This is a genomic window from Marisediminicola senii (assembly GCF_011057645.1).
Lineage (GTDB): Bacteria > Actinomycetota > Actinomycetes > Actinomycetales > Microbacteriaceae > Marisediminicola > Marisediminicola senii.
Map to the genome: position 1 here is coordinate 223,468 of NZ_JAALGE010000001.1, position 12,287 is coordinate 235,754.

General features: G+C 67.9%; 10 protein-coding genes. 6 read left to right on the forward strand and 4 right to left on the reverse strand.

The annotated features are described in order from the left end of the window. The first annotated feature begins 43 nt into the window (after nt 1-43). From lysS to G5S38_RS01055, 4 genes are read left to right on the forward strand one after another with little or no spacing between them, the layout of a single operon-like run. On the forward strand, nt 44-1,555 hold the full coding sequence (gene lysS, locus G5S38_RS01045) for a lysine--tRNA ligase (RefSeq protein ID WP_165063320.1): 1,512 nt from the start codon (nt 44-46) through the stop codon (nt 1,553-1,555). Between the two features lie 11 nt (nt 1,556-1,566). Next, nucleotides 1,567-1,701, forward strand: coding sequence for a hypothetical protein (locus G5S38_RS15810; RefSeq protein ID WP_268921031.1), 135 nt, complete (start codon nt 1,567-1,569; stop codon nt 1,699-1,701). Between the two features lie 46 nt (nt 1,702-1,747). After that, nucleotides 1,748-1,933 (forward strand): hypothetical protein, encoded by a 186-nt coding sequence (locus G5S38_RS01050; RefSeq protein WP_165063321.1) that lies wholly within the window; start codon nt 1,748-1,750, stop codon nt 1,931-1,933. A gap of 52 nt (nt 1,934-1,985) precedes the next feature. After that, nucleotides 1,986-4,943, forward strand: coding sequence for a M14 family zinc carboxypeptidase (locus G5S38_RS01055; RefSeq protein ID WP_235928830.1), 2,958 nt, complete (start codon nt 1,986-1,988; stop codon nt 4,941-4,943). A gap of 310 nt (nt 4,944-5,253) precedes the next feature. On the opposite strand, the gene G5S38_RS01060 is transcribed toward G5S38_RS01055, so the two are convergent. The 4 genes from G5S38_RS01060 to G5S38_RS01075 are packed head-to-tail and all read right to left on the reverse strand — an operon-like array spanning nt 5,254 to nt 7,923. Continuing rightward, a complete protein-coding gene (locus G5S38_RS01060) occupies nt 5,254-6,189 on the reverse strand; it encodes a pirin family protein (protein WP_328796044.1) in 936 nt (311 codons plus the stop codon). A 29-nt stretch (nt 6,190-6,218) separates the two neighbouring features. Beyond that, complete coding sequence (locus tag G5S38_RS01065) at nt 6,219-6,482, reverse strand: helix-turn-helix domain-containing protein (protein WP_165063322.1); 264 nt, start codon at nt 6,480-6,482, stop codon at nt 6,219-6,221. Further along, nucleotides 6,482-7,282, reverse strand: a complete 801-nt coding sequence (locus tag G5S38_RS01070; protein ID WP_165063323.1) for a hypothetical protein — start codon at nt 7,280-7,282, stop codon at nt 6,482-6,484. The genes G5S38_RS01065 and G5S38_RS01070 overlap by 1 nt, the downstream gene beginning before the upstream one ends. Beyond that, nucleotides 7,282-7,923: a hypothetical protein gene (locus G5S38_RS01075; protein ID WP_165063324.1), complete on the reverse strand. Its 642-nt coding sequence runs from the start codon at nt 7,921-7,923 to the stop codon at nt 7,282-7,284. The genes G5S38_RS01070 and G5S38_RS01075 overlap by 1 nt, the downstream gene beginning before the upstream one ends. Before the next feature lie 181 nt (nt 7,924-8,104). On the opposite strand from G5S38_RS01075, the gene G5S38_RS01080 reads away from it, so the two are divergent. Further along, entirely contained in the window at nt 8,105-10,591 is a 2,487-nt protein-coding gene (locus tag G5S38_RS01080) for an ATP-dependent Clp protease ATP-binding subunit (RefSeq protein WP_165063325.1), read from the forward strand. Nucleotides 10,592-10,670: 79 nt separating this feature from the next. After that, nucleotides 10,671-12,104: an AAA family ATPase gene (locus G5S38_RS01085; RefSeq protein ID WP_165063326.1), complete on the forward strand. Its 1,434-nt coding sequence runs from the start codon at nt 10,671-10,673 to the stop codon at nt 12,102-12,104. Nucleotides 12,105-12,287 lie beyond the last annotated feature (183 nt).

Sequence of the window (12,287 nt, forward strand, 5' to 3'; positions counted from 1 at the left end):
CAGCCCGACGCCCGCACCACACCTATTCGCACGCAGGAGAGCCATGACCGAGCCCAGCACCCCGATCCTCTCCGACGATGAGGCACTCGAGCTCGAGGTGTCGGAGCAGAAGTCCGTGCGCCTCGCCAAGCGGGCGCGACTCATCGAGTCCGGCGCGGGTGCCTACCCGGTCGGCGTGCCCGTCACGACGACCATTCCCGCGGTGCGCGCCGCCTACCCCGACCTGGAGCCCGATGTCGCCACCGGCGACGTCGTCTCCATCGCCGGTCGCGTCGTGCACTCGCGCAACACCGGCAAGCTCTGCTTCGCGTCACTGCAGTCCGGAGACGGGTCGCGAATCCAGGCCATGGTGAGCCTGGCCGCGGTCGGCGAGGACTCGCTGCGCGACTGGAAGGAGCTCGTCGACCTCGGCGACCATGTCTTCGTCTCGGGCGAGGTCATCTCCAGCCGACGGGGCGAACTCTCCGTGATGGTGAACGAATGGCAGATCGCCTCCAAGGCCCTGCGCCCGCTGCCCAACCTGCACGCCGAGCTCAACGACGAGACCCGCGTGCGCAGCCGTTACCTCGACCTGATCGCCCGGGAGGGCGCCCGCGAGATGGTGCGCTCCCGTGCCGCCGTCGTGGCATCGCTTCGGAAGACCTTCGCGCTGCACCACTACGTCGAGGTCGAGACCCCGATGCTGCAGGTCATGCATGGCGGGGCATCCGCCCGCCCGTTCGCCACCCACAGCAACGCGTTCGACACGGAGCTCTACCTGCGCATCGCGCCCGAGCTGTTCCTCAAGCGCGCCGTCGTCGGCGGCATCGAGCGGGTCTTCGAAATCAACCGCAACTTCCGCAACGAGGGCGCCGACTCAACACACTCCCCGGAATTCGCGATGCTCGAGGCCTACCAGGCCTACGGCGACTACCACCAGATGGCCGACCTGACCCAGCAGATGGTGCAGAACGCGGCGCTCGACGCCACCGGATCGCACGTCGTCACCTGGGCAGACGGCACCGAGTACGACTTCGGCGGCGAGTGGGACCGCGTCAGCATGTACGACTCGCTCTCCGCGGCATCCGGCATCGCCATCACCCCGGAGACGCCGCTCGACGAGCTGCTCACCCTCGCCGGGTCGCTCGACATCGAGGTGCACCTGCCCACCCACGGCAAGCTCGTCGAAGAGCTCTGGGAGCATTTCGTGAAGCCCGGGCTCGAGCGCCCGACCTTCGTGATGGACTTCCCGGTCGACACCTCCCCGCTCGTACGCGCGCACCGCTCCATCCCCGGCGTCGTAGAGAAGTGGGACCTCTACGTGCACGGCTTCGAGCTCGGCACCGGCTACTCCGAGCTGGTCGACCCCGTCGTGCAGCGCGAGCGGTTCGTCGAGCAGGCAAAGCTCGCCGCGGGCGGCGACGTCGAGGCCATGCGCCTCGACGAAGAGTTCCTCCGGGCGCTCGAGCACGGCATGCCGCCCACCGGCGGAATGGGTATGGGCATCGACCGCCTGCTGATGGGCATCACCGGGCTCGGCATTCGCGAGACCATCCTGTTCCCGCTGGTCAAGTAAGAGAGAGAACCATGAGCTACCTGCCTCCCGAGAAGAAGAAGCGCTCCGACCCGCCGACCCCGATGCGCATGCTGCTGTGGGTGATCGTCGCGGGAGTCGGGCTCTACTTCGTCGGAACGGGCATCGTCGGGATCCTCGGGGGCTGAGTGCCGCGGCATCCACCCTCCCAGCCGGCGCGCGTATCCTAGGGCGGTGCTAGAGAACTTCTGGGCGAATGCCGCCTTTTCGGTCACACCGACGATCCTGGTCGGAATCATCTTCTGGATTGTGATGCGGTCGATCCTGCGGGCCGACCGCACCGAACGCAAGGTGTACTCCGACATGGAGACCGAAGAGCGTGCCCGCCGCGCGGCGAAGGCCGCCGAAACATCGAAGTAACACCGCTCACATAGCTTGGGGCAAGGTACACACCCCCAACAGAGCGGAAAGCATGACGTTCACGCGCGTCATCGCTGGAACTGGCGGCATTGCCGTCGCCCTTTCAGCGATCGTCCTTACTCCATCCATCGCCCAGGCAGACCCGGCAACGACCGCGACGCCGATAGTCCGCGCCACGTCGAGTTACATCGACATGCCGGAGAGCTATCCGTTCCAGCCCGAGCTGGAGGTGACCCCCGACCTCGCCACGGATGCATCGCTGCAACGTGGCCTCACCCCCTACGACGAGATCGCTCCCCAGCTCAATGAGTGGATGGCCGAGAGCGACCTCATCTCCAGCCAGGTGGTCGGCAAGTCCGGCCTCGGCCGCGACATCCACCTCGTCACCATCACCGCCCCGGAGACCCCGGAGCAGACAGCGCAGCAGAACGCATGGCGCGACGAGGTCAAGAACGACTCCGCCGCCGCGGCCGTCGACACCGAACTGCTCGATGGCTACAAGATCCCACTGTGGTTCAACGCCAACATCCACGGCAACGAGTGGGAGGGCACCGACGCGAGCCTCAACTCGATCGAGCAGCTGCTCACCGACGACTCCGCGGAGACCGCGGAGCTGCTCGCCGGCAACCGCATCTACTTCACGCTGACCAACAATCCAGACGGCCGTGCCCTCGGGCAGCGCGCGGTCGCGGCCGGGTTCGACGCGAACCGCGACTTCATCACGGGCGCGACGGCCGAGGCATCCATCGTCCGCGACCTGGCGAGCATCATCCAGCCGACCAACTTCATCGACATCCACGGCTACACCGACGTGCTGCAGGTCGAACCGTGTGGTCCGCCGCACGGCGAGAACTACGAGTACGACCTGTTCCTGCCGTACGCCTACGACGCCGCGCTCGAGATCGAGCAGGCCGTCGTCGCCGCGAACGTCGAGGGCAACACCTACCTCGCCGCCGATGGCTCGACGACCACGGAGAACACCGGCAAGATCAACATCCCCTACCGCGACATCCGCGCGGGCTGGGACGACTGGCCGCCGATCTTCGCGCCCCAGTACGTCGCATACCAGGGAGCGATCACCAACACCGTCGAGCTCCCGCTCGGCCGCGTGCAGAACGACGTCACCGAGGGCACCCGCCGCGGCGTCGTGAACACCGAGGTCGCCGAGATCGTCATCGACACCACCGTCGGTTACGTCGCCGACAACGGCAGCGCGCTGCTCGACAACCAGATCGAGATCTTCCGCCGCGGAGACGCCGGCGAGCCGATCGAGACCATCCCCACCGACCTCGACCCCGCCACCGTTCCCGAGCCCAACCAGTGGGCCGAGATCTGGGACGAGACCGACGTCTACCCGACGTTCATCCCGCGCGCCTACGTCATCCCGGTCGGCGAGGGGCAGCGTTCTGACACGGATGCCGCCACCCTCGTCGACCAGCTGCTGGTCAACGACATCGAGGTGCAGAAGACCACGACCGCCCTCACGGTAGACGGCGTCACGTACCCCGCAGGGTCGTACTTCGTCGACATGCACCAGCCGCTGCGCGGGCTCGCGAACGTGCTGCTCGCCGATGGCACCGACATCTCCGAGCGCGTGCCGAGCATGTACGACATCTCGGCGTGGAGCCTGTCGCTGCTGTGGGGAGCGGATGTCGCGGCCGTCGGCACCACGACCGACCCGGCCATCGCGGTCTCGGCCGTGCCGATCACCGACACCCCCGTCGACGCCGAGCTCCCCGCCGAGGGCACGTACCTCGAGCTCGAGGCACGCGGCGTCGCGGAGTTCCAGGCGATCAACGAGATGCTGTTCGACGGCATCGCCGTCTCGCAGTTCGCCGACGGTTCGGTTATCGTCGGGCCCGACGCGGCATCCCGTGCCGCCGCGGCGAACGTCGTCACCGAGTACGGGGTCTCCTTCACCGGAACCGACGGTTCACGCCTCGGCACCGAGGAGAGCACCGCTCTGTCGTCGCTCACCGTCGGGTACTCCGGCAACCAGGACGACCGCGTGACGCTCGAGAAGCTCGGGTTCCGCGACATCGTGCTCGTCACCTCGGCGACGATCAGCTCGGGTGCAGTCGACCTCGGCGGCATCGACGTGCTGTGGGTCGGCGGAAACCTGGCCTTCGACGCGGCCACGCAGGGGACCGGCATCGCTGCGGTCACCGCGTACCTCGCCGACGGCAAGGGCGTCGTCGGACGCGGTGCCGCCGGAGCCGCATTCGCGAACTCGTTCGGCCTGCTCGCCTCGACCTCGGTCAACGGCACCGGCGGTTCGAACGGCATCGTGAACATCGACACTCCCGACACCGGGCTGCTGTCGACCTACGCGCAGGACACCGCGTTCGTATCGCCCGCGACCTGGTTCACGGCTCTCGGAGCCGGCGTGACCGTAGAGCAGAGCTACGACGCGGCCGAGCCGTTCGTCTCCGGACACTGGCGCGACGCGACGCAGAACCCGAACACCCCGGCGATCCCGCCTGGCAACACCGGACAGGCAGATGCCGCCGGCCAGCCGGCTGCGGTCTCCTCCGAGTCGGCGACCGGGTCGCGCACGTTCCTGTTCGGCACGTACCCGACCTACCGCACGCACCCGGTCGGCGCGTTCAGCGACGTCGCCGAGGCGCTGCTGTGGGCGGGACCCGAGGGCACGGCAGTCGCCGCTCCCGTCGTGGAAGAGGAGCCGGAGCCCACTCCGGAACCGACGACCGACCCCACCCCGGTGCCCACGCCCGACCCCAGCCCGAGCGTTCCCGCGCCAGGCAACGGCGGCGCGGTCGGCGGCGACGGCAGCAACGCCGGTAACGGCGGCGCTGGCAGCGGCGCTGGCAGTGGCAATGGCAGCGGCTCCGGCAGCGGCAGCACCGCGGGCGGATCGAACGACCCGCTGGCGATCACCGGCTACGAGGCAACGGGGCTGGTGACCCTCGCGGGCCTGCTGCTCCTGCTCGGCGCCGGCGTGTTCGCCATCGGACGCCGCCGCCTGCAGACGGGCGCGACCACCCAGTAACGGCACCACGCAGAAGGGCCGTCACGCGACAGCGTGGCGGCCCTTCGTCGTTCCCGGGTGCGTGCGGTAGGCGGGTTGCGCGGGGCGCGTGTTGCGCGGGGCGCGTGTGGCTTTCATTATTCAGGAGGTTATGAGCCGGCAAAACAGAATATTGCGGATGCTGCGTGCTGAACGCAGCATCCATTCTTCTGAGCCGCTTCCACACAAGAATCGTGCAATCGTCAGCCCGAAACCCCTGTCGACTCCTGAATAATGAAAGCCGCACGGGCCACCCGGCCGTTCCCGGTCAGTCGTCGCGGTACGAGGAGGCTCAGCCGCGGGCGCGCAGCCGCACGCCGGGCATGGTCGGCGCGGCGAGCGGCTGCCCGTCGTAGTCGACCGCGCCGAATCGTCCGCCGTCGTCGAGCCCGGTAATCACATCGGCCTGCCACGCCTCGCGAAATTTGACGATCTCGTCGTGGCTGCGCCCGATGAAGTTCCACCACATCACGATCTGCTCGCCCAGCGGCTCGCCGCCGAGCAGCAGAAGCCGGCACGCCCCGTCGGCATCGAGCGTCACGGTGTCGCGCCCCACCGGCAGGTACGCCACGTCGACGCGCGGCACGGGCGTTCCGTCGACCACGAGGGCGCCGCGGTCGACCAGGATGCCGTACTCGAAGGCCGGGTCGAGCGGCACCGCGATCGGGTCACCGGCCGGCAGGTCGAGCTGCGCGCCGACGAGCGGGCTGTGGGTCGGCAGCGGCGAAGTCTGGCCGGCGAGGGAGCCGAGGAATACCCGCACCGTCACGTCACCCCAGGCGACGGCCTCGGGCGCGTAGTGCTCGAACGCCGGCGAACAGTGGCGCGCGGCATCCGGAAGGGCCACCCACAACTGCACGCCGTGCAGCTCAGACGTGTCGTCGGTGGAGACCTCCGAGTGTTGGATGCCGCTGCCCGCCGTCATCACGTTGACCTCGCCCGGCCGCACCGTCGCGATGCTGCCGAGACTGTCGCGGTGTTCGACCTCGCCCGAGAACAGCCAGCTCACGGTTTGAAGACCGGTGTGTGGATGCGGCGGCACGACCATTCCGCGTCCGCCCCGCACGTCATGCGGCCCGTAGTGATCGATGAAGCACCATGCGCCGATGAGCGAGCGACCGCGCTGCGGCAGGGTGCGCCGCACCGACATGGCCCGCGGCCCGCCGAGGGGAACGTCGCGGGCCGAGAGTACCTCGACACCGGAGCCGTCGGGGCGATCCTCGAGCAACAGCTCGGCGGGTCGCTTCTCGACGTTGCTTATGGCATCGATGCTAGGCCCGTCGGCTGTACGGGGGAATGCGTCGTGACCAGCAGTTCTCCTATCTCGCAATCGAGCGCGACGCAGATGGCAGACAGGGTGGAGAAACGGATGGCGCGTGCCCGGTCGTTCTTCAGCACCGACAGGTTCACGATGCTCACGCCCACGAGCTCGCTCAACCGGGTCAGGGTCATGCCGCGCGCCTGCAGCAGCTCGTCGAGCCGGCAATGGACCCCGGTCGGTTCGTCGTCGACGGGTGGCATCAGACCAGGCCCCTGGCGTCGTGTTGCAGGCGTTCCCCCGCACGGAACAGCACCGCGAGCGTCACGAGGGCGAGCGCGACGCCGATCGGCCAGAACTCGATCGTGGCGGCGAGGCTCGGCTCCGGCAGGCCGGACCCTCCCAGCCCGAGTGACCAGTTGCGTTCCTGAATGTCTTCGCCCTCGAGCGCGTAGCCGCTCGTGCGGAACATCTGCTCGGCGGCGAGGTTGCCCGCGATCGTGAAGCACACCTGCCACACCACCCCGCCGACGCCGAGCACGACGCCGGTTTTAGCGAGCAACCCGCTCAGCGGGCGGGAGAACGGCTCGGTTTCGAGAGCGCGGCCAGCGAGGGCCGCCACCAGCACGAGGACCAGCACCACGGTGGCCCCGTTGGCGAGGTGCCCGGCTGCGAGCCATGCGCGCGCCGCGGCATCCAGTCCCTCCACGTCGAAGGTGCCCCTCTCGAACCCGGGCCCACCGACGACCTCGGCAGTCGGTCCCTGTACGTCGAAGACGCCGGGGGAGGTAGCCGGCTGGAACGGGCGCACGAGCACGTCGAGCGTCACCCGCTCGGCGACGGTCGCCTGCACGATCGCCACCACGGTGCCGATCGCGACGAGCAGGGCGCCGATGATGGCCCACCCGTTGACCAGTTTCGCGACGCGCGAGCCGTCGGCCGCCGGGGGAGTTCCGGTGCCCCGGCGGCGTTGCCGTGCCGGTCGCGCGGCTGTGGCCAGCACGGCGATGGCCCCGAGTCCGACGAGAACGGGAATGAGCCAGGAGGGTGAGGTCGAGAGCATCAGACCAGCCCCGTGGTGTCGCGCTGCAGCGACGCGGCGTATTCGAAGGCGAGGGCGACGAGTAGCAGCCCCATACCGAGCGCGATCATGCCGGGGTCGAACCCGGCGACCATGGGCCAGAACCCGTCGATCCCGGCGGCGCCATTGAGCTCGCCCACCGTCGTCCACACGGTGGCGACGTGGAGTCCGGCGGCGATGATGCCGCCGATGAGGGCGGTGGCTCCTGCGGTTGCGACGGTCTTCCACAGCACCGTGGTGAAGAGCGTTCCGTGCAGTAGGCGCCACGCGATGACGGCAAGCCCGACGGCGAGGAGCACCGAGGCGAGTGCGCCCACGACGGTCGAGATGGTGGCCAGGACCAGGGGCGTCGCCGACAGGCCGTCGACGACGACTGCTGCGGTGTCGTAGCCGCCGTTGGCGATCGACGCTCCGCCGTTCTCGACCGCGTCGGCAGGCAGGGGTTCGTCCACCTCCAGTGAGATGGCGAGCTGGCCGGTAGCCAGCATCTGCGTGACGGTCGTGCTCACCGTCACCGCGATCGCCAGGCCGGAGACGCACGAAGCGAAGAATACGAACCAGACAACACCCCGTGCAAACCGCGCTGTCCATCCGGTGCCCTGCAGTTCCGTTCTCGGACTCATGCTCACTCCCTTAACGACAATCAATAACAACGACAATCGTTAACATAGCGATTATCGATAAGACTGGCAAGGTATCGGCTCCCTCCATCACGCCTAGGGCGAACAGGGGCATCAAATGCCAGAAGCCGTCGTTACTGTCTCTATATCGGCACGAACCCTGCACCGTGCTTAGGGAGACACCATGTTTGAAAGATTTACCGACCGAGCTCGTCGCGTTGTCGTTTTGGCCCAGGAAGAGGCCAAGATGCTCAACCACAACTACATCGGCACCGAGCACATTCTGCTCGGGCTCATCCACGAGGGTGAGGGCGTCGCCGCCAAGGCGCTCGAGTCGTTGGGCATTGCGCTCGACGCCGTGCGCGAGCAGGTCCAGGACATCATCGGCCAGGGCCAGCAGCAGCCGACGGGGCACATCCCGTTCACCCCCCGCGCCAAGAAGGTGCTCGAGCTCTCGCTTCGCGAGGCCCTGCAGCTCGGCCACAACTACATCGGCACCGAGCACATTCTGCTCGGGCTCATCCGCGAGGGCGAGGGCGTAGCCGCCCAGGTCCTCGTCAAGCTGGGCGCCGACCTCAATAAGGTCCGCCAGCAGGTCATCCAGCTGCTCTCGGGCTACCAGGGCAAGGAACAGGTTGCCGTCGGCGGCAACGACCAGGCCGCACAGCAGGCCGGAAGCCAGGTGCTCGACCAGTTCGGTCGCAACCTGACGCAGGCCGCGCGCGACGGCAAGCTCGACCCCGTCATCGGGCGCGAGAAGGAGATGGAGCGGGTCATGCAGATCCTCTCCCGCCGTTCCAAGAACAACCCCGTGCTGATCGGTGAGCCCGGCGTCGGCAAGACCGCCGTCGTCGAGGGCCTCGCCCAGGCCATCGTGCGCGGAGACGTGCCGGAGACGCTGAAGGACAAGCAGCTCTACACGCTCGACCTCGGCTCGCTCATCGCCGGGAGCCGCTACCGCGGTGACTTCGAGGAGCGCCTGAAGAAGGTCACCAAGGAGATCCGCACCCGCGGCGACATCATCACCTTCATCGACGAGATCCACACCCTCGTCGGCGCCGGTGCCGCAGAAGGCGCGATCGACGCGGCGAGCATCCTCAAGCCGCTGCTCGCCCGTGGTGAGCTGCAGACGATCGGTGCGACCACCCTCGACGAGTACCGCAAGCACTTCGAGAAGGATGCCGCCCTCGAGCGTCGCTTCCAGCCCGTCCAGGTTCACGAGCCCTCCCTGCCGCACACCATTAACATCCTCAAGGGGCTCCGCGACAAGTACGAATCGTTCCACAAGGTCTCGATCACCGACGGCGCCATCGTCGCGGCCGCGAACCTCGCCGACCGCTACGTGGCCGACCGGTTCCTGCCCGACAAGGCGATCGACCTAATCGACGAGGCCGGAGCACGTCTTCGCCTGTCGATCCTCTCCGCCCCGCCCGAGCTCCGCGAGTTCGACGACCGCATCGCGGCCGTCCGCGGGCAGAAGGAAGGTGCAATCGAGGGCCAGGACTTCGAGAAGGCCGCATCCCTCCGCGACGAAGAGAAGCAGCTGCTCGGTGAGCGCCTGCGCCTCGAGAAGCAGTGGAAGAGCGGCGAAGCCGGCTCGACCGGCACCGTCGACGAGGGTGTCATCGCGGAGGTCCTCGCGGCCGCCACGGGCATCCCGGTCTTCAAGCTCACCGAAGAGGAGACCGCGCGTCTCGTCTTCATGGAGCGCGCCCTGCACCAGCGGGTCATCGGACAGGAGGAGGCCATCTCGGCTCTCTCCAAGACCATCCGCCGCACCCGCGCAGGCCTCAAGGACCCGAAGCGCCCCAGCGGTTCGTTCATCTTCGCCGGCCCCACGGGTGTCGGAAAGACCGAGCTCGCCAAGGCGCTCGCCGAGTTCCTATTCGACGACGAGAACGCGCTGATCTCGCTCGACATGAGCGAGTACGGCGAAAAGCACACCGTCTCGCGCCTGTTCGGTGCCCCTCCCGGATTCGTCGGATTCGAAGAGGGTGGCCAGCTGACCGAGAAGGTCCGTCGCAAGCCGTTCTCCGTGGTGCTGTTCGACGAGATCGAGAAGGCTCACCCCGACATCTTCAACTCGCTCCTCCAGATCCTGGAAGAGGGACGCTTGACGGATGGCCAGGGTCGCGTAGTCGACTTCAAGAACACCGTGATCATCATGACCACGAACCTCGGTACGAAGGACATCACGGGAACGCCGATCGGGTTCACCTCGGCCTCCGACACCGCAACCGGCTACGACCGGATGCGCGGCAAGGTCGTCGAAGAGCTGAAGAAGCACTTCAAGCCCGAGTTCCTCAACCGCGTCGACGAGACGATCGTCTTCCCGCAGCTCAACCCCGTTGAACTGCTGCAGATCGTCGACCTGTTCGTCAAGCGTCTCTCGGACCGCCTGCTGGACCGCGACATGACGGTGGAGCTCACGCTCCCCGCCAAGGAGCAGCTCATCAAGGTCGGGTTCGACCCGTCGCTCGGAGCGCGTCCGCTGCGTCGTGCCATCCAGCACGAGATCGAGGACCGCCTGAGCGAGCGCATCCTGCAGGGTGAACTCAACGCGGGTGACCACGTTCACGTCGACTATGCCGACGCCGAGTTCATCTTCACGACCAGCCGCCAGGCCGGCCGCGAAGCCATCGAAGAGGAGATCGCCGCCGTCGAGGCGTAATCCACCAGCACGACACCGAGGCCCGGGAGCATTGCTCCCGGGCCTTCGTCGTGCCCGGGCCGGGTGACAGGATGACCCCATGGATTCCGACCAGAACTCGTTCATCGAGACGTTCCGCACCTTCCTCGAAGACGTCATCCAGTCGTCGCATCGCGACTCCCGGCTGACCCCGATGGGTGAGCTGGTCGAGCAACACCTGGGGGCGGATGCCACGGCTGTTCCCGCGGTGACCGAGACGATCCTCGGGCATCGACTGGTGGACGCCGATCTCGCCATGGCCGAGTTGCGCACCCGTTCCGAGTCGCGTCTCGTCGGTATCTCGCATGGGCAGATGCGCATGGGCGAGGACCTCCCCGGGTTGCTCACGAACAGCCACGTCTCATTCGCGCCCGGACCGGTCGACTACGTGTCGATCGCCACCGGGCCCGACACGGAACGCCAGGTCGTGGCATCCGGCCTGCACCTCTTCGAGTTCCGGGGGCAGCCGGTGGCCGTGTTGCAGCGTGAGGCGCGCCCGCAATTCGGCCAGGAACACGCCCGTCTCGAAATCATGGCAACCGACCCTGCCATCACGGCAGCACTCATCCGCGAGGTGCGGCAGCTGATGGTGCACCTGAGCGTGCTGCGGGGCCAGGTGCTGTCGCTCACCGGTAGCGAATTCGGCAACGGGGCGGCGGGCGCCGCCTTCCTCGCGCGGCCCACGGTCGCCGCGGGCGACGTCGTGCTCGCGGACGGCGTGCTCGACCAGGTCGTGCGGCACGTGGTCGGTATCGGCGCGCAGCGGGAGCGCCTGGTCGCGGCCGGCCAACACCTCAAGAGGGGCGTGCTGCTCTACGGGCCGCCGGGAACGGGCAAGACGCTGACCGTGCGGCACCTGCTCGCGCGGACGCCGGGCACGACAGCCGTACTGCTCACCGGCCCCGGCATCCGGTTCATCACCGAGGCAGCCGAACTGGCGAGGGCGATGCAGCCCGCGATCGTGGTGCTCGAAGACGTCGACCTCGTCGCGGGGGACCGGGAGATGCATTTCGGCCCCCAGCCCCTGCTGTTCTCGGTGCTCGACGCTCTGGACGGACTCGACGGCGACGCCGACGTCACTTTTCTCCTCACAACCAACCGGGTCGAACTGCTGGAGCGCGCGCTCGCGGAGCGCCCCGGCCGAGTCGACCTCGCCGTGGAGATCGACCTGCCCGATGCGGATACCCGGCGACGCCTCTTCGCGCTGTACTCGAACGGCCTGCCATTCTCGTCGGGTGCGGTGGTGGCCGCTGCGGACCGGGCGACCGGGGTCACCGGATCCTTCGCGAAGGAACTCGTGCGCCGGGCAGTGCTGACGGCAGCCGAGGCATCCCGCGACGTCACCGACGACGACCTCGCCGACGCACTCGAGCAGCTGTTGTCGGCGCGGGAGGCGCTTACTCGGAGTCTCCTCGGGGGACCCGGCGGCGACGAGCCGGGGATCGACTTCGGCCAGGGCGATGACGACGATGGCATCACGTTCGAACCCAGGTAGCGGCGATCGCCCGGTCCAGCGCCGCCGCCGCACCCGCCACTCGACGAAAACGAAGGAACTATTCACTGGGTAGTCTCGAAACGCGTGCAATTGCCCGGTTCGCGCGAGTTTCTCCTTCGTTGTCGTTTTCGTTCTCTTCCTCGCCAGTCGTCAGGTGGTCCCGCAGTGTCCCGGTCAGAATCG

Bases quoted from the DNA above. Each gene is read 5' to 3' on its own strand.
- G5S38_RS01085 (WP_165063326.1), top strand. From the start codon at position 10,671: ATGGATTCCGACCAGAACTCGTTCATCGAGACGTTCCGCACCTTCCTC.
- G5S38_RS01080 (WP_165063325.1), top strand. From the start codon at position 8,105: ATGTTTGAAAGATTTACCGACCGAGCTCGTCGCGTTGTCGTTTTGGCC.
- G5S38_RS15810 (WP_268921031.1), top strand. From the start codon at position 1,567: ATGAGCTACCTGCCTCCCGAGAAGAAGAAGCGCTCCGACCCGCCGACC.
- G5S38_RS01065 (WP_165063322.1), bottom strand. From the start codon at position 6,482: ATGCCACCCGTCGACGACGAACCGACCGGGGTCCATTGCCGGCTCGAC.
- lysS (WP_165063320.1), top strand. From the start codon at position 44: ATGACCGAGCCCAGCACCCCGATCCTCTCCGACGATGAGGCACTCGAG.
- G5S38_RS01075 (WP_165063324.1), bottom strand. From the start codon at position 7,923: ATGAGTCCGAGAACGGAACTGCAGGGCACCGGATGGACAGCGCGGTTT.
- G5S38_RS01055 (WP_235928830.1), top strand. From the start codon at position 1,986: ATGACGTTCACGCGCGTCATCGCTGGAACTGGCGGCATTGCCGTCGCC.
- G5S38_RS01070 (WP_165063323.1), bottom strand. From the start codon at position 7,282: ATGCTCTCGACCTCACCCTCCTGGCTCATTCCCGTTCTCGTCGGACTC.